We start from the raw sequence: 22,245 nt of genomic DNA, 5'->3' as shown, positions 1-22,245 counted from the left end.
TTTGTCGTTTGAAGAAAAGCATAAGTAGAATAATTATCACAGATATAACTATAGTGCTAAGCCAGCCTGAATTCTGGGTTATAAAAACTATCGCCTGCTCGCCTACGCTCATTATCAGAATCGCTTCAGCAAAAAAGCGCAGCCCGCGACCTGCCAATGTTGCCGTCAAAAAGCCGGGCAAGGACAAGCGAAAAATTCCTGATGATATGGTGAAAAGCTTGTAAGGAAGAGGAGCCAGTCCCGCAATACATACCGCCCAGGCCCCGTACTTTTGGTAGGTCTTTTCTATCAGGGCTATTTTCTCACCCGAGGCCAGGCGGCGCAAGAGAGGTTGCCCCACAACATTACCCAGCACATAGCCAAAATAGGCGCCCGTAGCCGAACCCACCGTTGCCAGAAAGGCATAGAAAATAGCTTGTTCCGGATTCGCCAGGCAAAGCGGTATTAAAATAAAATCAGGAAAAACCGGGAAGAAAGATGATTCGGCAAAAGCCAGAATCAGCAAGCCCCAGACACCATAGGCCTGTAAAACAGGCAATAAATGTGCTAGCATTTTGCTCTCGTACAATCCTTATTACTTAGCGAATCTGTCCATCCCCATAAATAATAAACTTGGTGGTAGTCAATTCTTGCAAGCCCATAGGTCCCCGGGCATGCAGCTTCTGGGTGCTTATCCCCATCTCGGCTCCAAAGCCGAAAACATTGCCATCAGTAAAGCGAGTGGAAGCGTTGGCATAGACAGCTGCCGCATCAACTGCAGACATGAAGCGCCGGACACGGCCATAGTCCTCACTTATTATAGCTTCACTGTGACCAGTTCCATGACAGTTAATATGCTCTATTGCATCTTCCACACTATCCAGCACCTTTATCGCCAGGATTAAATCCAGGTATTCCTCATCCCAGTCTTCTTCCCGGGCAGGGAGAATATCCGGAACTATCTCCCGGCTTCTTTCACAACCCCGAATTTCTACCCCGGCACCCTTCAGCTCGGCAATCATGGTCGGTAGGAATTCTCCGGCAATTTTCGCATTCACCAGCAAGGTTTCAGCGGCATTGCATACCGAGGGTCTTTGCACTTTGGCATTGAAGACGATTTTTTGCGCCTTGCCCAAATCCGCCAGAGCATCCACATAAACATGGCAATTACCCATTCCCGTCATAATTACCGGAACACTGGCATGCTCCAGCACCGCTTGTTTCAAGCCTTTCCCTCCTCGGGGAATCAGAACATCCAGATAATCATTCATTTTCATCATATAGACAGCCGCCTGCCGGTCCTCGCTGTCGACCAGCTGAACGGCACCCTCGGGAATGCCGCAATCTTTAGCGGTCTGTGCAATAATCCGGGCAATTATCCGGTTGGAATTTAAGGCTTCTTCACCTCCACGCAAGAGTATAGCATTGCCTGCTTTGAGGCAGAGCCCGGCGGCATCAGCTGTTACATTGGGCCGGGATTCATAAATAATACCTATAACTCCAATAGGGGTTCTTATTCTTCCCACTTCCAGACCATTGGGCCTTCTCCACATCCCCAGAACCTCCCCCACCGGGTCTGGAAGAGCGGCAATCTCCCGCAGTCCCTGGGCCATATCCTTTATCCGGCTCTCATTTAAGGCCAGGCGCTCCAGCAAGGCCGGAGTCAAACCCTGTTTTTCTCCCAACTCCAGGTCAACGGCATTGGCGGCCACTATTTCCGCCCCATGTGCTTCCAGAGCGTCCGCCGTTTTCAGCAGGGCTTCATTCTTGAGGGTGGTAGAGGCTGTAGCCAGGAAGCGTGAAGCCGCTTTGGCCTTTTTACCCTGCTCTATAAGTTTTTCTTCCAAGCTTTTATCCATTTCTCATCTCTCCTTTACCTTGGAATAGAAGGTTGATTCCACTGCAAAAAGTAATAAATATACCGCTCAGCTACCTCAGTAGCGACACCCGAAGGGTGGAGCATCAGTTGTACCCGCAGGGGCTGCACCCATGCTTCGCCAACGCTCGCTTGTATATTTATGCAACCTTTATGCAACACCAATAGTTTTTGCAGTAGAGTTAAGGTTAAATCCTCCTGCTTTCCCTATATTATCTTCATAGAGATTTATCCCCTTACCCAGAGGTTGTTGCGGTGAATTACCTCATCATAATCCTTCTCTCCTAGTATAGCTTCTATCTCACTGCTCCTTTTACCTGCTATCAAGGCGATTTCCCGGGCAGCGTAATTAACCAGGCCCCGGGCAATTTCCCGGCCATCAGGCTCAACCACAGCCACCACCGTTCCCCGGTCAAATTCCCCTTCAACCCCGGTCACCCCGGAAGGCAGCAGGCTTTTTCCCCGGTTGAGCAAGGCCTGACGAGCGCCGGCATCAACCAAAAGCTTGCCCTGGCAAACAGTACCAAAGGCTATCCACTTTTCCCGGGCATGCATTTTCTCCTCACGGGGAATAAAAAATGTACCCAGTTCTTCTCCCCCCACCACCCGGCGAATTACATTGTCTTCATCGCTATTAGCAATTACCATGGGTACGCCGGCAGCTATACAGACCTGGGCCGCCTTCAACTTGGTAAACATTCCCCCACTGGAAAAACTGCTCCCGCGGCTGGTGGATTTCTCTTCCATGTCGCTGGTAATCTCACTTACCTGGTGTTGCAGCACCGCCTCCTTGTTCGTCCTGGGGTCACAGTCATAAAGACCATCGACATCAGAGAGAATCAGCAAGAGATCAGCATTCACTATCCCGGCCACCAGGGCTGAAAGGGTGTCATTATCGCCGAACTTGATCTCATCGACTACTACGGTATCGTTCTCATTTATGATAGGAATAACATCCATAGCCAGGATGGCCAGCAAAGCATTGGTGGCATTTAGGTAGCGCATACGGTCATCCAGATCATCCCGGGTTAACAAGACCTGGGCCACCGTTTTGCCATATTCGCCAAAAAACTTTTCATAGAGATGCAGCAGAGCTCCCTGACCTACCGCTGCCAGGGCTTGTTTCTCCGGCATGGTTTTAGGAACTTTTTTATAGCCCATCCGGTTGGCGCCTACTCCAATGGCTCCCGAAGTGACCAGTAATACTTCCATATCACGGTTATGTAAATCAGCCATTTCCCGCACCAGCTGTTCTATACGCTGCAGGTTAAGCTGTCCATTGCTGTAAGTCAAGGTGCTGGTTCCCACCTTGATCACTACCCGGCGGCATTTATTAAGTTTATCACGCCAGCCCATTTCCTATCACCCTGTTTCAAAATTATTCCGTAAACTCGAACTCAAAGTCCTTTATTCTTACGGTATCCCCTTTTTTGATTCCTTGCTCTTTTAAGGCCTCTTCCAGGCCCATCTTAATTACAGTTCTTTGAAAGCGCTGCAGGCCTTCGTCGCTATTGAAGTTAGTCATGATTACCAGTTTCTCGATGCGCGCGCCACTAACTTCAAAAACTCCGTCCACTATATCGATTTGAAAGGGTAGCTCTTCTTCAAAGCGCCTTACTACCGGTTCTTCGCCACGGGGAATTTCCTGGGGAGCAGCTTGCAAAAGCGCATAGGTTATTTCTATTAATTCCTCTATTCCCTCCCCGGTCACGGCGGATATACAGTGCACCGTCTTCCCCAGCTCACTCTCCAGTCTCCGGGCATTATCCTGGACATCTGGGATATCCATTTTATTAGCGACAATGAGCTGCGGTCGTTTAAGTAAATCCGGATTATGCAGCTCCAGTTCCCGGTAGAGAACCCGGTAATCCTCTACTACATCCCTTCCCTCCGTCTGGGCTGCATCCAGAATAAACAGGATTACGCGCGTGCGCTCAATATGCCGGAGAAATTCATGTCCCAATCCCCAACCCTGATGAGCGCCCTCAATTAAACCAGGAATATCAGCCAGAACGAAAGTATCCCTCTCCCTGGTCATGACCACCCCCAGGTTAGGCACCAGAGTGGTAAAAGGATAATCGGCGATTTTAGGCCGTGCCGCCGAAACTCTCGATATTAAAGTAGATTTTCCCGCATTGGGGAAACCAACCAATCCTACATCAGCCAGCAATTTCAATTCCAGACGAATCCATTTCTCTTCTCCCGGTTCACCATTTTCCGAGAAGGACGGCGCTTTATTTATGGCCGAACTAAAACGAGCATTGCCTCGTCCTCCTCTCCCCCCTCTGGCCACTACAGCCTCTTGTCCATGAACCAGCAGATCAGCCAAAACCTCTCCACTTTCATCGTCTTTTATCACCGTTCCTACCGGGACTTTTACCTGTAAATCACGCCCACCGGCACCATGCATATTTTTGCCCTGTCCATGGGCTCCGCGCTCAGCTTTAAAATGCCGGCGATATTTAAAATCCATTAGAGTCTTTAGTCCTTCATCAGCCACTAATATTACATTAGCTCCCCGCCCTCCATCACCACCAGACGGGCCGCCCATAGGAACATATTTTTCGCGACGGAAAGCCACTATCCCGTTTCCTCCGTCTCCGCCCTTTACAAATATCCGGGCCTGATCAACAAACATGGTTTCACTCCTTGATGCTAATCTTTACCGGGCTTTGCGCTAGCAAAGGACAGGAAAAAAGCATCGTTATTTCTTCTCCATTATTATATAAGAAAAGATAAACCACTGGTTCCTCTTCCCTTCCCTTTAGCTGACTGGACAATTCATGCAACGCTTTATCCAGTTCATGGTTAAGCCGGGATAGGTCCAGCGAGTTGACTTCCAATTCCTCGAACCTTAATATTATCCCCAGCTCACGAGCTGTTAATGTTTTTTCAAAAAAATATAGTGCTTCTTTAGCGGAGAGGCCCGCCTCAAATATTTTTTTCTCTTCAGCCATATCCTTCACTATTTCAGCAATATATTCTTTTACCTGCTGATATCTTCCCAGTTCCAGGTATCCGCTTATAACCTGCAGGTGGTTGGCAAAATCATGCCTGACCCTTCTTAATATCTCCATGCTATGTTTGGCTTCCAAAATAACTCCCCTTTATATTGTAACTCAATACAGTGTTTCGCCTTAATATATCTTCCCTCTCAACTACCTAATAATAACAAAAACCCCTGAAAAACTCCAGGGGCTCTGTTATAAGTCCAGATGGGAATTACATGGTCATGGTTTCCAGCGGGTATACACTGACCTGCTTTTTGTCCCGACCTTTTCTCTCATATTTTACTTTACCATCAATTACCGCGAAAAGGGTATCATCTCCGCCAATCATTACATTCTGTCCGGGATGAATCCTGGTGCCTCTCTGGCGAACCAGAATGTTACCGGCGGTAACTATCTGACCGTCATACCTTTTAACTCCCAGCCTCTTGGACTGGCTGTCTCTACCGTTTTTGGAACTGCCAACCCCTTTTTTGTGGGCAAATAACTGCAAATCAAAAAAGAACATTCTTAACACCTCCTGATATTAACTTTAATTCTACTGGGATATGCTGCTTGCATGGAAAGCAATCCTGCTTCCATGGTAGATAGAATTATCTGGGCCTTTTCCAACTCTTCTTCATTCAAAGAGGGAGGAAGTTCACATTCCAGGAAACCTTTTTCCATCCGATACTTGGGCTCAACTGTCAGCTGTTTAATTAGACCAATCAAGGCGGTCTGGGCTACCGCTGACACACCGGCACAGTATATATCCTCACCTTCAGGGGCAAAACCCGCATGTCCCTCTATTTTGAATGATATAATTTTATTATTCTTGTAATTAATAGTTAGCGCAAGCATTAAGCCTCTATTTTTTCCACTTTAATCTTGGTATACGGTTGGCGATGTCCCTGTTTCTTGCGATAGTTCTTTCTGCGTTTATACTTGAAAACCGTAATTTTTTTGTGTTTTCCCTGTTCCAATACCTCAGCAATCACCCGTACGCCAGCCACCAGTGGATTCCCAATCTTTACATTGCCATTCCCGTCATTGAAAAAAAGAACTTGATCCAGAGTAAGTTTTTCACCGGCCTCAACATCCAGTCTTTCAACTTTTATTATGCTTCCTTCATATGCTTTATACTGTTTCCCACCACTTTCAATAATTGCATACACTTCAATACACCCCCATATTTCTCAGACTCGCCAATTGCAGGTAAGCTATAAGGCCATTTAAAAACCCGAACTGTGCGGTTACAAAAACATGAAACCCAGATAAAAACTTAACATAAATAACAGAGCTAGTCAAGATATTGCTGCTATTCGCTGCCGGAGTATATCTTGTATTCTCCCAGGGCTAAATCGGGATCACATAATAATTTTACTCTCTTGCCGCTCCGCCTTTCAATGTATCCTATATCTTTTTCGTCATCTTTTAATATCTTTAATAGACGCGGTTCTGCTTGACATACTATCTGGCTATTCTCCAGGTATCCCATATGAGCCATTTTCCTCTTGGCTTCACTGGCCAGGGCCTGCAGGTTAATGGTATGACCCCGGCCACTACAACTGGGACACTCATCGGTGAAAAACTCCACTACCCCGTATCGCGATTTCTTTCGGGTCATTTCCAGGAAGCCCAGACCAGTTATACCGATAATACGAGTATGGGCCTTGTCCTTTTCCAGTTCCGTCTTTAAAACCTTTATCAACTCATCCCGGTGCGACTTCTCTTTCATATCTATAAAGTCAATGAGAATTATCCCCCCCAGGCTGCGCAACCTGAGCTGCCGTGGTATTTCTATGGCCGCTTCCATATTTATCTTGAAAACCGTTTCTTCAAAATTATCTTTGCCGGTAAATTTGCCACTGTTAACATCTATAACGGTCATGGCTTCGGTACGGTCAAAAATCAGGTAGCCTCCATTTTTCAACCATATTTTCCGGCGCAGCGATCTTTTAATATCCTTCTCCAAGTTGTACCTTTCAAAAAGAGCTCCCTCTTCATAATCAATCGTCACCCGATCAAAAACCTTCTTACCGCTGATATAGTCCAGAATCTTGTCCTTAAGCCTCCGATGGTTTATTACTATCCGGCTCAAATTTCCATCCAGATAATCCCGCATGGTCCTTTCCAAAACATCCATATCTTCATATATGAGACTGGGAGCTTTTCGGTTTTGATAGCGCTGTTTTACTTCCTCCCAGGCCTTGAGCAACCTGTTTAATTCCTGGATTATCTCCTGATCTTCAGCTTCCAGACACGCAGTTCTCACAATGATGCCACCATTTTCCGGCTTGTTTTGCTCCAGCAAGGAACGCAGGTGCTGCCTCCGCTCATCTCCGGTGATTTTACGCGAAATGGATACCTCATTCTGAAAAGGTAGAAGAACCAGCAAGCGCCCGGGGATACTGAGATCTCCTGTTACCCGAGCTCCTTTTTCCGAAAAAGCTTCCTTTTTCACTTGTACCATAATATCCTGTCCGCTTTTTAAGAGTTCATATACATTAAGCCCTTTCTTTTTCCCTACCCTGACAACATCGCCGGCGTATAAAAAAGCGTTCCTCGCCAATCCGATGTCAATAAAAACACAGGACAGACCCGGTAATATATCTTTAATTTTACCCTTGTATATCTTGCCTACATTCTCCCCCTGGTCAGCCCAAAAAACCTCAGCCAGGCGGCCATCCTCCACTATCGCCACCCTTGATTCCCAGGGATACACTTCGGCAATTATTTCTTTAATCAATTCAGCTCACCTTTTTTTGTTTATTCCCCGGCACTCAGCGTTGATGGGCAAGCATAAGCATGTGAATAAGCAGAATGAGTCCCAGGTACAAGCACTCATCTCCTTACCCCTCACTTTCATAGCACTTCCAGCGGTGAAAGGTACCCAGAACCCTCCCGAATATAATTCCCACTGCGGAAAACCTCGGCTATACTGTTTTGCGTAAAGCCAGTCTGCAGCAACAACTCACCGAGTTCGTCATAACGCACATTTACCGGTTCGCCAACTGCCACCCATATTTCTACCCGCCCAATATTCAAACTTTCATCAACCTCTATTCTATAAATACCAGTACGCAGTTCTTTGTCAAGGCCTTTTTTTTTGCCCCGGCTTCTGACCGTTAAAGATGACCGGGCCAGTAGTTCCTCTTTCCATTTGTCCAAAGAGGGGAAAGGAGGTTCGAGCAAATATACATAAGAAGCGGCATTTATGATTTTCATCAGAGAGGGAGCGGTATCTGCTATCTCCTGGCATTCCTTTAATTGCAGATAGGAGGGCAAAACCGCGGAGAGTTTTTGCCTGAAATCTAGCAAATCCATCGTCTGAGCTAGTTCCAGGTCAAAATATTCGTTCTCCCCCCACAAGCCTACTGGCAGTACCGTACCCATAGACAACTTGATGTGGGGATTAAAGCCCTCGCTGAGGGCGTAAGGAATAGCGGCTCGCCGCAGGCTTCTTTCCATCAGGTGCATCATATCCAGATTGCCCAGAAACTTTAATTCCGGCCCTACACTATATCTGCTTCTCAATCGCATGAGCGCTTCCACCCTTAATATCCAAACTTATTTCCATCGAAAGACAAATGCCACAGTCACTGCAGCCTTCCTGCCGGCAATCGGCTGTGGTCAAGCCCTCCTCAGCCTTCTGGTCTTCTTCCCGCAAAAAGTCTTTGCTGACTCCAATATCAATAAAATCCCAGGGGAATTCTTCTTCGTAGGGACGCTGCCGTCCGGTATAGAACTCCGGATCCACGGCACTTTCCTGGAAGGCCTCCCACCACCAGTCAAAGTTGAAATACTCCGACCAGGCATCAAACTTGCAACCCTTTCGCCAAGCCAGATAAATCACCGGGGACAGTCTCCTGTCTCCCCGAGCAATAGTTCCTTCCAGATAGCTGGTGCGGCTGTCATGAAAACTCAGCTTGATTCGCTTTTTTCTTCTGCGCGATAAAAACTGGCGCTTGCCTTCCAGCTCCGCAATACTGTTCTGAACCCGCCATTGGAACGGAGTATGGGCCTTGGGCACAAAAGAAGCCAGGCTGGCCCGGAGCTCCACCGGGCGGCGGGAATACTTGTCCCCAATGTATTTGACCTTTTGCAGTATTTCTGTAATTCCCTCCAGATCCTCTTCTGTTTCCCCCGGCAAGCCTATCATAAAATACAGTTTAAGCGAAAGCCAGCCGGATTTAAAGGCGGCTTCTACGGCCTCCAGCAACTGCTCCTCACTGACATTTTTATTAATTACATCCCTTAAGCGTTGGGTTCCCGCTTCCGGGGCCAGGGTTAAAGTAGTTTTCCTGACCTTCTGCACTTCATTGGCCAGGTCAATGGAAAAGGCATCAACCCGCAAAGATGGTAAAGATACCCCAATACCCTTTTCCCCATAGTTTCCCACCAAACTCTTTAGCAAGGGGTCTATTCCCGAATAATCCAGGCTGCTCAAAGAAGCCAGGGATATCTCCTCATAGCCGGTATTTTGCAGTTGACGCCGGGCCTGATTCTCCAGCATTTCCAGGCTCCTTTCCCGCACCGGCCGGTAAACTATTCCCGCGTGACAGAAGCGGCATCCCCGCTGACAGCCCCTCATTACCTCTAAAACGGCCCGGTCATGGGTTATCTCCATATAGGGAACCAAAGGCTTATCAGGATAATAAGCCTGATCCAGGTCTTTAACCACCCTTTTACGAACCCGGGCCGGCACTCCCGGGAACTTTGGTTCAAAGGACTTTAACGTCCCGTCCTCTTTGTATTCTACGCTATATAGGGCCGGAGCATAGACACCTTCAATAGCTGCCAGCCTTTTCAGTTTTTCCGCTTTCCCCAATCCCCGGCTGGCCTCCATTTCATCCAGGAACTCCAGCAGAACCTCTTCCCCATCACCGATAATAAATATATCGAAAAAATCGGCAAAGGGTTCCGGGTTGAAAACCACTGGTCCACCCGCAATAAGCAGAGGATGAGCCTCATTCCTTTCTCTTGACCACAAGGGTATTCCGGCCAAATCCAGCATATTTAAAACATTGGTAATGGACAATTCATATTGCAAGGAAAAACCCAGCACCTCAAAGTCCAATACGGGATGAAAAGACTCCAGGGAGAAAAGCGCTATCTGTTCCGCCCGCATTATCGCTTCCATATCCGGCCAGGGAGCGAAAACCCTCTCCAAAAGGTGCCGGCTTTTTTCATTGACCAGCCCATAGAGTATCTTCCCCCCCACATGGGACATCCCCACTTCATAGACATCGGGAAAGGCAAAAGCCATCTTTACTCCCGCCTGTTCCCAGTCTTTCTTTATCATGTTGAGTTCACTGCCCGTGTAACGCGCCGGTTTCGCTACTCGGGGTAGAATATCGCGAAAAAGCCGGTCTTTCAAAAATACTATTCCTCCATTAATGTATAATGTAACTTTTCGTATTACCCCCCCATGGCCGGGGGCCACAACTATTGATGAAATGTGAGTTAGCAGGCGCTTGAATAGTAAGATGTCGTAGGAAACTTAACCCCTTACCCCTCACTTTTCTTATATATATTACCATAAAACTAAGACTTTACACGCCCAAAGGCCTGGAAAAACCCTTTGATAAAGAGAGTAGAACGACAATTCCAGAAGACTAAAATTCTAAAAGGCTACCGGGGACAAGGTTGAGCTACCAGCAATCCTCCAAAGAGACCCGCGGGCCTTTCTCCAGGAAGCATTCAATTAACTCTACTTCGCTTATCATTCCGCAAGGATGGTGCTCTTCATCCAGCACTACCACCACCAAATAATAACTGGGACCGGTAGCATTTAATATGTCTTTGACCGGGGTATAAGGGTAAGCCACCAACTGATTGCAGGATAAAAAACCTTTCCGGGCCAGTTCCGCTTTCTTGTGTATCAAATAGCGCATAAAACTATAAAGCAACAACTTGCCTTCCCGCCGGGCAGCCCAGAAAAGAAAAATCCCAATCACTATATAATTGGCCCCGGTAAAGCGAGTATAGCTTAGATAAAGACCATAGGCAAGCAGGAGGAGGGCTATGAACTGGCCCAAAAAGGCCGCGATTTTGGTCGACCTTTTAAAACCCAGCAGAGGTGATATTAGAGCGCGAAAAACCCTCCCTCCATCCAGGGGGAGAGCCGGCAAGAGATTAAATAAGCCCAGTAGCAGATTGATATTTACGAAAAAGAGCAGATCTAGATCAAGATAAGGCTGTAAAAAATAGAATAAGCCCGCCAGCAGCAGACTCACCGCCGGTCCAGCCAGGGCCAGGTAGATTTCTTTGCCCGGATCCAGACCAGTAAAATCCTCAATCTGAGCCTGACCCCCAAAGGGTAGGATTTCAATCACAGTCACCTTTATTTCCAGCATCAAAGCAACCAGGGTATGAGCCATTTCATGCAAAAACACTGCAGCCAAAATAATGATTATTTCCCGCCCCAGGCCCAAGCAGCTGTAAAGAATAGCCAGCAACAAAAACAGGGGATTGACCCGGATAGGAATACCAAAAAGGCGAGCAAACTTCACTTCTATTCAAAAAGCGGCGTGGGATCCTGCGGTCCATCCTGATTTCTGATTTCAAAATAGAGGGTGTTGCCGGTTTTACCGATAAGACTGTCTTTAGCAAGTTCCTTTCCTTTTTCCACGAAAACTTCATCTAATCCACCATATAAGGAATAAAAGCTCTCATTATGTTCCAGCAATACCTGGCGACCTTCCTCATTGCTTGATATTTCTATTACCCGCCCATCCAATATGGGTTTCACTACGGTATTGCGGCTTACTTCCAGGTAGATGCCCGGTGAAAACTCCTGTTTATGCGTCTTGCTATTCCAATACCAACCATAGTTCTTCTTAACCGCAATATACTCGCAGGGCAAAGCCAGGGTAGAACTGCTGCGGGCTGGAACTAGATCAAGGCTACCCGGGTCCCTCAGGTTGTCAATAAAGCTGGCAATTTTCTGCTCCACCCCGTAATCTTTGAGCATATAACGAATGACCGGCTCAGCAATTCTACGGCTGCTTTCACCTGACTGCATGGCCAAACCGGCGGTAGCAACCAGAAATATTACCAGGAGCATTCGCAGTTTGAAGCTTCTGACCATCATATTTCACCCCAACTTTACTTGGCTAACGCTTGCTCGTCTCCCAGCAAGGCATTATATGAAATATATATTTTAAACAGCCATATTTTATTCCCGCTATAAAAACGCGGGCATGGGGACGGTTCTTTTGCCCGCACCTTTAGCTCACTATCTCGGCTTTCAACTTCTGAATGCTTTCCAAAGGCAAATTGGTAATCTCCGCAACAAATTCTATATCAGCGCCTTTTAGCAATGCTACACGGGCTGTTTCTAATTTGCCTTCCCGTTTGCCTTCCGATATGCCTTCCCGTTTGCCTTCCGATATGCCTTCCATCTTTGCTTCATAAAGAGCTGAGTTTCTGTCTAATATGGCTTTTCGTCTGAGTTCGTAGAGTTCTCTTTCCCTGGGGTTGGAAGCCATTTGTTCCAACACCTGTTTAGCTTTCCCGATGGCGGGGTCTTGTTTGGCTAATTTATCAAGCAGTTCCATGTCATCCCATCCTCCTTTCAAAAACACCACCCACCTATCCAACGGGTTGGCATAACTCGCCATTTCTAGCTTTAGTTTGGGCAACTCGATGAAATGAATCTCTATTGCATCGGTCAGGTCTATGTTATCTTGTGTTTCTCGTAATCTGAATATTGTGTGATAGCGTTTGATATGTTTTATCCTGATAAAATCCAATACATTTATGGCGATTACCCGGTTAAGGTCTTGATATCTCCCACTGCTTATATTCTGGTCTCCAAACATGCGACAAACATAGTAGGTGCTACGTCTCTCCATGTTACCCAGGTTGCCAATCTGCATTTCTACATCGACCAGGTCATTGTTTTCTAATTGCAGTTTGATATCCAGTATGCCTACACTGTCATCAATGTTCTCCGGTTCCAGGTAAGGGTTTAGGATTTTAAGATCTACAATCTGTTGTTCTCCGGTCCAGCTTAACACTGCGTTAAGAAAACTGAGCAAGATACTTTTGTTTTCCTGGGAGCCAAATACTTTTTTGAAAGCCAAGTCTACCTTGGGGTCCAATATCTCTGGCACATCTATCAGCGCCCTTTCCTTATGTTTTTATTTTATCATAGGATATTTGATTTCTAATAGAGTGGTATAAATATTAGTATATCCACCAGACAATTCCTGTTGCAGAAACCTGTGAATTCTCACATTAATCCTGCCACAATTACCGGGACGGGATACAAGAAATAGTTTAGTTTGGAACTGAAAAAAGCCACCTTTGCAGGGTGGCTTTTGTTGTGCGCCCGGCATGGGCGTTGGCTATAGGGTGAGAGTTCTTACTATTTAATTTTTCGCTTGTTGGACTTGGTTAGATCTAAAGCCTGGATTTGTATGTCATGTTTTTCTATCTTATTCTCAATGCGTTCCAGGGCAGCCAGAACACGGTTATTAACATCAGTTTGTACCGACTGGAAGTCCCATAAACCCCGGATATGTTCAGTAAGCTGATTTTCCATCCGGGCCTGGGACTGGCTTAATTTAGCCACACTTTCCTCTAGAGTATCCAGGCGAGAATTAGTAGCAGACAGACCTTTTTCCAGGGTGTCTAGGTGCGAATTAGTAGCAACCAGGCCCTCTTGCAATACAGCCTGGCCTTGCTCCAGAGTATCTAGGCGAGAATTGGTAAGAGCCTGGCCTTGCTCCAGAGTATCTAGGCGAGAATTGGTAAGAGCCTGGCCTTGCTCCAGATTAGCCTGGCCTTGCTCCAGATTAGCCTGGCCATCCTTAAGGCTTTTAATATCTGACTGCATAAACTCAAGAATACTAAGGATTTTTTCTTCGTTTTTCATTATAGTACCCCCTATCCCTAATTAATCATCGTCTGGTCGGGTCATCGGAACGGCCCACCAGGTAGGGCAACGGCACAATCTTATTCTAATATGAGATAACATCACTGCCATTATACCTTTAATTGGTAGTGTATAGGAAGAGCTATGCCCTTTTTATCAATTAGACTTTACGACATATTACCATAACTGCGTAATTTTGTGAACAAGGTTTGCGGGCATGGGGGTTCTTTTGCCCGCATCGTCCCAATGCACGGGCATGGGTGTTGGTATTTCGAAAGTATAGCCCTGGGAAGCAATATCAGCAATTATTGAGGGGAGCATGGCAGCATAATCCCATTGTTCTTTATTCTGCTATCATTTATGTTGATATTAAATAATGCCCATTCTGGCCATTTATTTTGCCAATCCAACCATTCTGCCTTGCTGCAATATTCTTCATCAAGCTGTTTCATAGTATCTAAGATAATGTCTACCTGCGGGCAAAAGAACCGTCCCCATGCCCGCACCTGGGCGGGCATGCCCGCGAATCATAGCTCTATCTTGCGATCATAAATTACCACCGCCAGGGTGAATACTACTGTCGCCGCCAGCAACAATATTAATAGATCCCCGGTCAGGAACGAATTGTTAAGGATTGCCGACGAATCAGCAGGCGTTATCATTCTCAGTTTAACGATAGAATAATTGATGATTTTACTCATGCTATAAAAGGTGAGAAGGAAAACTATAAAAGTAATCAGACTGGAGAAGCGCGAGCTTAATTTTCCTGTAATCTGACTCAAAAAACCCATGCTAATCAGAAATAGTAAAGCGGCAATACTCAGTAAATAAAACAAAATGGCCAGGTTCAGGATATCCGGGTAGTTGGATATTAATTTCATAATATCCGGAATTGCTTCCCGAGCCAAAAACAATCCCATCAAGACAGCTATCAAAGTCCCTGCAATATACTGGGTAATTAAAGCAGCCAGCTTGGCCCCCATAATCATGACCCCTGAAACCGGCAATGACATGATGAGATAAACCGTATTATTGCTCCACTCACGGCTTACCAGTTTGAAAGAAGAAACAAACGGCAAAAAAGCAGCCACGGCCAGCACCATAAAAGTAGGTATTATAAAAACTGCCGGGTGAAATGATGTATCCCGGTTCATATTAAAATAGAACAATCCGTTAAGAATCACTGCCGCAGCTACTACTATAACGATTTCAGGTACTAATTCCCGCAGATCTTTGGTATATAATTGGGAAAACATTTTCAACTTACTGGTCGACATGGCGAAACGCCTCCTTCATTATTTCTACCAGAGATTGGCCCCTTTCCACTCGGAATTCTTCCGCCGATCCGGATAGCATAATCTTTCCTTGATCGATAAAAAACACTTCGTCAACCAGGCTCTCTACTTCGGCAATCTCATGAGTGGATATTATTATGGTCTGTTCCCCTTCCCGATAATCTCTTACCAGGGCGTTTATTATCTCTTCCCGGGTCAGAATATCTATACCTGATAATGGTTCATCCATTAATAGATAAGGAGCACGCCGGGCAACAGTAAGCAATAGCTTGGTTTTGGCCCTCTGACCTTTGGATATTTTACCTGTTTTCATTTCCGCACTCAGGTTTAAGTATTTTAAAAGCTCATGGTATTTATCGTTGTCCCAATCCCCATAAAAAGTTCGGGTAAATTCGGCCGCTTGGCCAACAGTCATCCAGGGATATAAATGATCTATTTCCGGCAAATAGGCTATTTGGGCTTTGCTCATGCGCGGCAGTTCACCGTCTATCAGTACTTGCCCCTGATCCGGACGATTGAGTCCTGCTATCATTTTAATACTGGTTGATTTACCTGCTCCATTGGGACCAAAAAGACCAATTATTTTACCGGTGGGGAAATTTGCGTCCAACTTATCCAGGGCCTGTGTACTGCCAAACCTTTTCGACACCTTTTTAAACTCAATCATTAAAACCCTCCTCCCTGTTTCTTTTCTTCTTCCTCCAACATGCTTATCATCTGGGCGTAGGTATATCCCAGAGACTTCATCTCCCCGCTAAAATACTCCAGCACATCCCGGGCCATCTCCAACTTGATCTCTGTCAGCATCGGCTCGGCAACAATAATAAATGTCCCCTGCCCCCGCTGCGTTTCCACCATTTGCAGGGCCTCCATTTCCCGATAAGCTCTCTGCACGGTATTCGGGTTTATGCGTACCTGCTCGGCATATTCCCGCTGGGATGGTATTTTATCACCCGTCTTAAGCTCACCCCGAATAAGCTGCTTTTTATAGCTGTCAATTATCTGCCGATAAATGGGACGGGAACTGTCAAATTTCATAGCTTCCACCTCCCAGAACAATAGTGTACTAGTTTATTAGTATACTATTATGGTAAGCCTGCTATTAATTATTGTCAAGCGGTTTATTGAAGAGCTCAGAGAAGACGTGAAAAGAGGCAGGGACTGGAATTTACCCATGTAACAAATAAAGCTTTCAAATAAATTTACGCCTCCCTTTGCCTCATATCTTTCAGCTATATTACGATAAAAAACAAATGCTGTTTTTTCCTGGAACGCAGCGTTGGCCAGCTAGGCAATCAAACTTTATGCAAAGGTTAAATATGTTTGCCCTGCACACACCTTGACTGTTCAATATAATTTCATGTAATATGAATTCAGAAATAAGAAATTCTGAAAGAAGGTGTTCCCGTGTCCAAAAGGGTTATAAGCAAGAAGGTTCAGATGAGGGAGCGCGGACAGTTTACCATCCCTGTAGAATTCAGGCGCCGTTTAGATATCAAAGATAATTCGCTTCTTCGGGTTTGTGAGATTGGCAGGGCATTGGTGCTTTATCCTGAAAATACCGTTGTTAACGAGCTGGCCCGTCAGGTTGAGTATGGCCTGAAGCAGGCCGACCTGAAACTGGAAGAATTGTTGTCTGAGCTACGTGAAGGGAACCATGAGTATGAAATCGATCCGGATATTTCTTGATAGCAGTGTAATAATTGCCGGCTTAGCTTCCCCCCAGGGTGGATCACGGGAAATTCTAAATCTGGCAGAATTAAGAGTCCTGATTCCGATAATTTCCGCGGAAGTGGTCAGAGAAGCAACACGTAACATTGAAAAAAAACTACCTGCATACTTGCCCCATTTTTATCACTTGTTCCGTTCCCTGGCATTTATAATAGTTGAAGCGAATGAAGAAAGCATAAAAAAAGCGGCAAGTTTAATCAACCGCCACGATGTAAAAATACTGGCTTCTGCTCTTACTGCCCGGGTGGATTGGTTAATCAGCCTGGACAAGCACTTCTTAAATATTGATATGGACAAAGTACCATTCCGGATAGGTTCACCCGGGGATTTCCTGAATTCCGGCGATTTTATAAAATAGCAGCTGCCACAAACACGAAATTAATAGGTTTAACATCATCGACCCTCTAAACGAAACTCTACTTTGGTTACAAGGCTTTCTGCAACTTCTTCAGTAATCAAATATGGTAGGAGAAAACCAATCAAAATCAATTGATTCCCCAAATCCGTAAAACAAGATGAAAATTCTAAAAGACCATGATACCTAGAAACAAGATGTTAGCTTTTACAGAGAATACAGATGTTTCCCTGTCAATGGATCCAGGCGGAAAGCATTACACATCTCATTTAGAATTTGTATATTTGCCAGGCCGACATTCATAACTGTATCATTACCGCCATAATATATAGCTACTGTATCCTCCTTACCGGTTAATGCACCACAGCTGAACACTACATTAGGAACGTGGGCATAATCAGTCTCTCTAACTAAACAATCACTTGCACTGGGCATTAACAACGGTTTGGCACTAATACGAAGTTTACTTGGATTGGTTGGGTCTTCAAGGTCATGGAATGCCACACCCAAGGTATAAGGATTGCCAGCCAAGGTTGAACGTACACCATGAAAGATATTTAGCCACCCATAGCGAGTTCTAATAGGCGGGGCACCTGGGCCAATCTTAGCCTGGAATGCACTGGGCCCGTGACCGCTTCTCATGATTACATTGCCGATTTCCCATGGTCCGGTAGGACCTGGTGCGAAAGCTGTACATATTTCCCCAAATGAGCCACCGATATGACCGGAGCCAGAAACTTCCCTGTTTTTATCGTTTGGACGCAGCAAGGCTATCCATGTTTTATCTTTATCAGGTTCAGGAAATATAACAACATTGCGCATATCTTGTTCAGATATTGGACCATAGCGAACAATAGTCTTAAAGTCCTTTGTAACAGCCATCATAACCTTGACTCTATCAGCAATCTGTTCGTGATAGGCACTATAAGTCAATACATACAAGCCGCTCCCAACGGGATTAACCCGAATATCTTCCACACCGCCGGCCTCAGATTCAATAATAGAGGCAATATCGACACCCTTAGCAAATATGTCATTCTCTGTCGCAGGTAATAAAAATGGTCTGGGGTCGACCTTCCAACCGTTTAAGCCATTGTCACTTTCAGCTTTTCCTATTACACTACGACCATCAGTAATGTGGGAACGAAAGAGCATTATTGTCTGAGTCTGGCCATTCGTACCAGTCACTTCTGCCATTCCTGCATTATGAACGCTGTATGTATATAATCGACTATCATTATCCCAGATTTTGTTAATGTCATGGCATGTTAATATTGGATTACCAGGGTAACGTAAAACTGGTTCATTAATTGTTACCGTTCCCTCAAATCCATTCAACTCAACATATGCTTTCGTGCAGCCCACTTCAATTCCCCTTTTTCATTACGGCATAATTATACAGAAGTATTTGATCCAGTAGACTTCGGCTTTAGCGATTAAAGCCCATAAAACTGAGACGGGCTTCTTTTTGAATTTCATGCTTTAGTTTTAATGCTCAAGTTTTTCCTTTTTAATCGCTCCTTTTCAGCATTAGTTTTACAGTTTTATTATACAATTCTGATGTCACTGTAAAAAACACAACCCCCCTTCCTTTCCAGGTTTATAATCATGTTGGAAGATAAATAGATAATAGATAATAGATAGGAATTTACTTTTGTTCCTTACCAATGTATGATTGATGTTATTGCAAAGAGTTATAAATATGCATTTGCGTGCATAAATATACCGCTCCAGCGTCCTTAATAGCGACCGAAGGAAGCATCAGTTGTGCCCGACAGGGCGCCCCACGCATGGGCAACACCTGCGGCTTGTCTCGCGGATCAAGGGCTGGTTTCCACTATAGACCTTTCCAGCCGGTATAAGCTAAAATGTGACAACAACCCCCTACCCTTGTCAACTTTTGCTATCTCAGCAGATCAGTCGAAGCTATGAGTCGCTGAATCTCATTTACGCCTTCATAAATCTCGGTTAGCTTGGCATCGCGGAAGATGCGCTCAATGGGGAACTCGGTTGTATAGCTGTAAGCCCCCATGACCTGCATGGCTTTACTTGCCACCCGGTGAACAGCTTCGGAAGTAAACAATCTGGTTCTGGCGGCATCGGCGGCCAGCTCTTTCCCTTCTGACGCTTTAAATGCGGTAGCCAGTACTATCTGCTGCGCTACCATCACATCGGTGGCCATATCGCCAATCAAGGACTGGATGGTCTGGAAGTTGGAGATGGGCTTACCACGCTGCACCCGCACCTTGGAATAATTAACCGCCTCCTCCAAAGCCGCTTGAGCCATACCCACAGCCTGAGCGCAGACCGAAAGTTTGCCAATCTGAGTGGAGCCGAGCAGTACCTGGAACCCCTTGCCCCGCATGGCCTCACCGCCGGTTGTGTTTTCATAAGGCACCCTTACATTGTCCAATACGACATCGGATACTTCCAGCCCGTGCATGCCCATCTTATCATAAATCCTCGGGGTGGAATATCCTTCGGTCCCCTTGGGTATGATGATGTTCGTGCACTTGCCGCCCATTTCGACATCCTTGCAGAATATGCCCATCAAACCCGGCATGGTTGCATTGGTGATAAAAACCTTTTCTCCATTGATAACCCATTCATCCCCGTCACGGACACATGTTGTCCGAAGCGCATTCGGATCGGAGCCGGTTGCCGCTTCGGTAAAAGCGAAACTACCAATCCCCTCACCATAAAGGTGCTCCGGAAGGAATTTCATTTTCTGCTCTTCGGTGGCAAATTTCATGATATTCGCCCCCAGCATGCCGTTAACCGAGATGGTACATGCGGTTGAACAATATACCCTTGCCATCTCAATCTGCATAATAACATACTCAACATAGGTGTTTCCCGTACCACTGTATTTCTCCGGGTATTGGATGGCGCACCAGCCTAAATCTTTAATCTTTTTGATCAAATCCCGTGGTGTCCTCTTTTCGCTTTCCATCCATTTGACCAGAGGAGCAATCTCTTTCTCTGAAAACTTCCTCACCGCGTCCTTCAACATGAGCTGTTCTTCTGTATAATTAAAATTCATTAATTTATCCCCTCTCTGCAATAATATCACCTATTTGCATCAGCCCCAGCTTTTGCCTTATTTAAAAAACACAACCCCCCTTCCTTTCCAGGTTCATAATCATGTTGGAAGATAAATAGATAATAGATAATAGATAGGAATTTGCTTTTGTTCCTTAACAATGTATGATTGGATAATATTATAATCATTTTCATTAATTAGCACAATATTGCCTGCGACATTATCCTTTGCCTATAGAAAAATAATGTGCCATACTTAACGACACATTATTTTGTGAAAGACATTAAGATTGCTGTAGAAAAATCGCTAACTAGCGACTCTAATCTGTTTTAAGGCTTCTTCGAAATGAAGTTCTTTAATACAATTTTGATGTCTTCTTCAGAGTTTTGTCCCCGCCAATTCAAGGAAAGCCAATTAAAGAAGGTCGTTAGATTTCAGCAAAAATTTCTCCCAACGATATCTTAAGCCCGGCGAAAGCACTTGATTCTATTATGTCTTCCTCCCTCAGGCATTTTAAGCTCTCTATATCTCTTTCCGGGGAAAAGGAATACTGCAAAATACTCTTATTCTCCAGATTTACTATCCAGTATTCCGAAACCCCGCTTTTCATGTATAATTCTAATTTCGTAACCATATCTTTGCCTTTCATCGATGGAGACAATACCTCAACCACAAGTGTGGGTATGCCCTCATATTTGTTAGCCTCGTTGACCTTGTCCAGGTCGCAGATGACAACAATATCCGGCTGGACAACATTGGGATCTTCTTCGAACTTGGTCGCAAATCCGAACAGCCTCACATCCAGTGGCGCCGTTAAGGACCGGCAAGACTTTCCTCTAAAATAGTTATTAAAATGCCAGGCTATTTCGTTAACTACAATCTGATGTTTAATACTTGGTGACGCCAGCAGATAAATCTCGCCATCAATAAGTTCATACCTCTGGTCAGATGAATCGACCAGCTCCATGTATTCTTCATAACTGATTTTTTTGGTGGTTTTATAACCTCTTGCTTCTTCGTGGACCAGAAAATACTCGGGTTCATTATAGCGAATCATTTTGGCCACGCTTTTCCCGTTTTTGGTAATAATAATATCTTCCTTCGCTACCAGGGAAAGATATTTCCCGAAAGCATTCTGCAAATCTGTAGTATTGACACGCATAAGCTCGCCCCCAGTTCTTAATTAGCCATTATATTAAGATGTTTTAGCTATAATGTCAATTAATAATAGCTATTTAAGAAAACCCGCAATTACTCTGGGGGAAGATTTTTATAAATATACCGTATACAAAAACAGGGGTTTTGTCAGTGACATATAGTTAGATTTCAGCAAAATAAAACAGGCGGTGGAGCCGGGCCACTTTAGAAATGTTGGGCTGGTTAATCAAATTTGCTTGATTCATGTCATTTACCTGTCCAGGGCTATGTTTGTCTTCTTTTTCAAGCAGACAGAGTGAAAATATCTCTCCTCGAACACAATGTGGGGCTTGTTTCCGATAAGGTGTTTGCATAATTTACAATGTGTTTTAGCTATTCGGTTTTGCTTTTCAATCTGAAGCTGTTTTTCAAAAGCAGTCATGGTTTTCATCAACATCTCCCCTTTCTAAGGCACCCAGAGGGTGACGTTTTCATAGACCATAACTTTCCTCTTCATGAAATCCCGGTCGATTCATATACTGCATATCGTGGCCTGACCCCAACCCGCACAATTCATGCTCCTTTTTGTAATTTTCCTATAAACGCAACTGGAGGCTTCCCACAAGAACCGGGATCCTCCAGTTAGATCTTCACATTCCGCAGCACCTCGTATTCCAGTGGTGCTATGCCCCCGGGAGCTTGGAGGCCCCTTTTTATTATTTTAATTATAACAGATAAGCAAAGAATACTCTAGATACCGGCATGCGTGGCACTAATATCTCCTCTGCTTTCCCTGACCCTGAATTTGCGCTAAGATAATAATAATTCGGCAGCAGCTGTACTGCTAAAACAATATGCATGCCAGGAGAAAAAACATAAACCAGCACAAAACATAATGCAGGTAAAAGCCTTTACAGAAATTATTTCATGATGTTCTGTGCCTCAAGAAAGGAATGGT

At 45.1% G+C, this 22,245-nt stretch carries 24 protein-coding genes and 1 other annotated feature; of the genes, 2 read left to right on the top strand and 22 right to left on the bottom strand.

The features are described 5' to 3' along the window. The 18 genes from PHP87_RS01825 to PHP87_RS01740 all read right to left on the bottom strand — a co-directional run. Positions 1-553, bottom strand: a 553-nt coding sequence (locus PHP87_RS01825; protein ID WP_299917763.1) for a VTT domain-containing protein, incomplete at its 3' end; no start/stop codon positions are given. Positions 554-578: 25 nt separating this feature from the next. Then, positions 579-1,838 carry a glutamate-5-semialdehyde dehydrogenase gene (locus PHP87_RS01820; protein ID WP_299917760.1) on the bottom strand — a complete coding sequence of 420 codons (1,260 nt, stop codon included), beginning with the start codon at positions 1,836-1,838 and terminating at the stop codon, positions 579-581. A gap of 245 nt (positions 1,839-2,083) precedes the next feature. Further along, positions 2,084-3,211: a glutamate 5-kinase gene (gene proB / locus PHP87_RS01815; RefSeq protein WP_299917757.1), complete on the bottom strand. Its 1,128-nt coding sequence runs from the start codon at positions 3,209-3,211 to the stop codon at positions 2,084-2,086. A gap of 22 nt (positions 3,212-3,233) precedes the next feature. Then, positions 3,234-4,493, bottom strand: coding sequence for a GTPase ObgE (obgE, locus tag PHP87_RS01810; RefSeq protein ID WP_299917755.1), 1,260 nt, complete (start codon positions 4,491-4,493; stop codon positions 3,234-3,236). Between the two features lie 4 nt (positions 4,494-4,497). Then, on the bottom strand, positions 4,498-4,950 hold the full coding sequence (locus PHP87_RS01805; protein WP_299917753.1) for a Spo0B domain-containing protein: 453 nt from the start codon (positions 4,948-4,950) through the stop codon (positions 4,498-4,500). A 127-nt stretch (positions 4,951-5,077) separates the two neighbouring features. Next, positions 5,078-5,371, bottom strand: a complete 294-nt coding sequence (rpmA, locus tag PHP87_RS01800; protein ID WP_299917751.1) for a 50S ribosomal protein L27 — start codon at positions 5,369-5,371, stop codon at positions 5,078-5,080. Positions 5,372-5,373: 2 nt separating this feature from the next. Further along, entirely contained in the window at positions 5,374-5,703 is a 330-nt protein-coding gene (locus PHP87_RS01795) for a ribosomal-processing cysteine protease Prp (RefSeq protein WP_299917749.1), read from the bottom strand. After that, positions 5,703-6,017 carry a 50S ribosomal protein L21 gene (gene rplU, locus PHP87_RS01790; RefSeq protein ID WP_299917747.1) on the bottom strand — a complete coding sequence of 105 codons (315 nt, stop codon included), beginning with the start codon at positions 6,015-6,017 and terminating at the stop codon, positions 5,703-5,705. Before rplU ends, PHP87_RS01795 begins: the two co-directional genes overlap by 1 nt. 13 nt (positions 6,018-6,030) lie before the next feature. After that, positions 6,031-6,107, bottom strand: a sequence feature (ribosomal protein L21 leader region). A 53-nt stretch (positions 6,108-6,160) separates the two neighbouring features. Beyond that, positions 6,161-7,591 (bottom strand): Rne/Rng family ribonuclease, encoded by a 1,431-nt coding sequence (locus PHP87_RS01785; RefSeq protein ID WP_299917745.1) that lies wholly within the window; start codon positions 7,589-7,591, stop codon positions 6,161-6,163. A gap of 116 nt (positions 7,592-7,707) precedes the next feature. Continuing rightward, entirely contained in the window at positions 7,708-8,385 is a 678-nt protein-coding gene (locus PHP87_RS01780) for a TIGR03936 family radical SAM-associated protein (RefSeq protein ID WP_299917743.1), read from the bottom strand. Further along, positions 8,363-10,222 (bottom strand): TIGR03960 family B12-binding radical SAM protein, encoded by a 1,860-nt coding sequence (locus PHP87_RS01775; protein ID WP_299917741.1) that lies wholly within the window; start codon positions 10,220-10,222, stop codon positions 8,363-8,365. The genes PHP87_RS01780 and PHP87_RS01775 overlap by 23 nt, the downstream gene beginning before the upstream one ends. A gap of 274 nt (positions 10,223-10,496) precedes the next feature. Continuing rightward, positions 10,497-11,357 carry a M50 family metallopeptidase gene (locus PHP87_RS01770; protein ID WP_299917738.1) on the bottom strand — a complete coding sequence of 287 codons (861 nt, stop codon included), beginning with the start codon at positions 11,355-11,357 and terminating at the stop codon, positions 10,497-10,499. Positions 11,358-11,359: 2 nt separating this feature from the next. Then, entirely contained in the window at positions 11,360-11,938 is a 579-nt protein-coding gene (locus tag PHP87_RS01765) for a murein hydrolase activator EnvC (RefSeq protein ID WP_299917735.1), read from the bottom strand. A gap of 136 nt (positions 11,939-12,074) precedes the next feature. Continuing rightward, positions 12,075-12,962, bottom strand: a complete 888-nt coding sequence (locus PHP87_RS01760) for an Rpn family recombination-promoting nuclease/putative transposase (protein WP_299917733.1) — start codon at positions 12,960-12,962, stop codon at positions 12,075-12,077. Between the two features lie 254 nt (positions 12,963-13,216). After that, complete coding sequence (locus tag PHP87_RS01755; RefSeq protein WP_299917731.1) at positions 13,217-13,726, bottom strand: hypothetical protein; 510 nt, start codon at positions 13,724-13,726, stop codon at positions 13,217-13,219. 527 nt (positions 13,727-14,253) lie between these two features. Next, positions 14,254-15,003 (bottom strand): hypothetical protein, encoded by a 750-nt coding sequence (locus PHP87_RS01750; protein ID WP_299917728.1) that lies wholly within the window; start codon positions 15,001-15,003, stop codon positions 14,254-14,256. Then, the gene (locus PHP87_RS01745; RefSeq protein ID WP_299917726.1) at positions 14,990-15,688 is read right to left on the bottom strand and encodes an ATP-binding cassette domain-containing protein; all 699 of its coding nucleotides are present in this window, start codon (positions 15,686-15,688) and stop codon (positions 14,990-14,992) included. Before PHP87_RS01745 ends, PHP87_RS01750 begins: the two co-directional genes overlap by 14 nt. After that, entirely contained in the window at positions 15,688-16,059 is a 372-nt protein-coding gene (locus tag PHP87_RS01740) for a GntR family transcriptional regulator (protein WP_299917724.1), read from the bottom strand. Before PHP87_RS01740 ends, PHP87_RS01745 begins: the two co-directional genes overlap by 1 nt. A 369-nt stretch (positions 16,060-16,428) precedes the next feature. Between PHP87_RS01740 and PHP87_RS01735 the strand changes: the two genes are divergently transcribed. Beyond that, positions 16,429-16,710 carry an AbrB/MazE/SpoVT family DNA-binding domain-containing protein gene (locus tag PHP87_RS01735; protein WP_299917723.1) on the top strand — a complete coding sequence of 94 codons (282 nt, stop codon included), beginning with the start codon at positions 16,429-16,431 and terminating at the stop codon, positions 16,708-16,710. Beyond that, a complete protein-coding gene (locus PHP87_RS01730; RefSeq protein ID WP_299917720.1) occupies positions 16,685-17,110 on the top strand; it encodes a PIN domain-containing protein in 426 nt (141 codons plus the stop codon). The genes PHP87_RS01735 and PHP87_RS01730 overlap by 26 nt, the downstream gene beginning before the upstream one ends. A 204-nt stretch (positions 17,111-17,314) precedes the next feature. On the opposite strand, the gene PHP87_RS01725 is transcribed toward PHP87_RS01730, so the two are convergent. The 4 genes from PHP87_RS01725 to PHP87_RS01710 form a co-directional block, all read right to left on the bottom strand. After that, positions 17,315-18,472: a hypothetical protein gene (locus PHP87_RS01725; RefSeq protein WP_299917719.1), complete on the bottom strand. Its 1,158-nt coding sequence runs from the start codon at positions 18,470-18,472 to the stop codon at positions 17,315-17,317. Between the two features lie 538 nt (positions 18,473-19,010). Further along, entirely contained in the window at positions 19,011-20,150 is a 1,140-nt protein-coding gene (locus PHP87_RS01720) for an acyl-CoA dehydrogenase family protein (RefSeq protein WP_299917716.1), read from the bottom strand. A gap of 427 nt (positions 20,151-20,577) precedes the next feature. Beyond that, positions 20,578-21,312, bottom strand: a complete 735-nt coding sequence (locus PHP87_RS01715) for a Uma2 family endonuclease (protein WP_299917714.1) — start codon at positions 21,310-21,312, stop codon at positions 20,578-20,580. A 246-nt stretch (positions 21,313-21,558) separates the two neighbouring features. Then, positions 21,559-21,738 carry a hypothetical protein gene (locus tag PHP87_RS01710; RefSeq protein ID WP_299917713.1) on the bottom strand — a complete coding sequence of 60 codons (180 nt, stop codon included), beginning with the start codon at positions 21,736-21,738 and terminating at the stop codon, positions 21,559-21,561. Positions 21,739-22,245 lie beyond the last annotated feature (507 nt).

Source organism: Syntrophomonas sp. (genome assembly GCF_028707975.1).
Classification (GTDB): Bacteria; Bacillota; Syntrophomonadia; order Syntrophomonadales; family Syntrophomonadaceae; genus Syntrophomonas.
The sequence above is the reverse complement of the archived record's forward strand: the minus strand, read 5'-3'. Positions and strand labels throughout refer to the sequence as shown.

Excerpts from the sequence above, each read along its gene's own strand:
- PHP87_RS01795 (WP_299917749.1), bottom strand. The coding sequence starts at position 5,703 with ATGCTTGCGCTAACTATTAATTACAAGAATAATAAAATTATATCATTC.
- PHP87_RS01710 (WP_299917713.1), bottom strand. The coding sequence starts at position 21,738 with ATGAAAACCATGACTGCTTTTGAAAAACAGCTTCAGATTGAAAAGCAA.
- PHP87_RS01740 (WP_299917724.1), bottom strand. The coding sequence starts at position 16,059 with ATGAAATTTGACAGTTCCCGTCCCATTTATCGGCAGATAATTGACAGC.
- PHP87_RS01730 (WP_299917720.1), top strand. The coding sequence starts at position 16,685 with ATGAAATCGATCCGGATATTTCTTGATAGCAGTGTAATAATTGCCGGC.
- PHP87_RS01715 (WP_299917714.1), bottom strand. The coding sequence starts at position 21,312 with ATGCGTGTCAATACTACAGATTTGCAGAATGCTTTCGGGAAATATCTT.
- proB (WP_299917757.1), bottom strand. The coding sequence starts at position 3,211 with ATGGGCTGGCGTGATAAACTTAATAAATGCCGCCGGGTAGTGATCAAG.
- PHP87_RS01755 (WP_299917731.1), bottom strand. The coding sequence starts at position 13,726 with ATGAAAAACGAAGAAAAAATCCTTAGTATTCTTGAGTTTATGCAGTCA.
- rpmA (WP_299917751.1), bottom strand. The coding sequence starts at position 5,371 with ATGTTCTTTTTTGATTTGCAGTTATTTGCCCACAAAAAAGGGGTTGGC.
- PHP87_RS01820 (WP_299917760.1), bottom strand. The coding sequence starts at position 1,838 with ATGGATAAAAGCTTGGAAGAAAAACTTATAGAGCAGGGTAAAAAGGCC.
- obgE (WP_299917755.1), bottom strand. The coding sequence starts at position 4,493 with ATGTTTGTTGATCAGGCCCGGATATTTGTAAAGGGCGGAGACGGAGGA.
- PHP87_RS01750 (WP_299917728.1), bottom strand. The coding sequence starts at position 15,003 with ATGTCGACCAGTAAGTTGAAAATGTTTTCCCAATTATATACCAAAGAT.
- PHP87_RS01765 (WP_299917735.1), bottom strand. The coding sequence starts at position 11,938 with ATGATGGTCAGAAGCTTCAAACTGCGAATGCTCCTGGTAATATTTCTG.
- PHP87_RS01720 (WP_299917716.1), bottom strand. The coding sequence starts at position 20,150 with ATGAATTTTAATTATACAGAAGAACAGCTCATGTTGAAGGACGCGGTG.
- PHP87_RS01780 (WP_299917743.1), bottom strand. The coding sequence starts at position 8,385 with ATGCGATTGAGAAGCAGATATAGTGTAGGGCCGGAATTAAAGTTTCTG.
- PHP87_RS01745 (WP_299917726.1), bottom strand. The coding sequence starts at position 15,688 with ATGATTGAGTTTAAAAAGGTGTCGAAAAGGTTTGGCAGTACACAGGCC.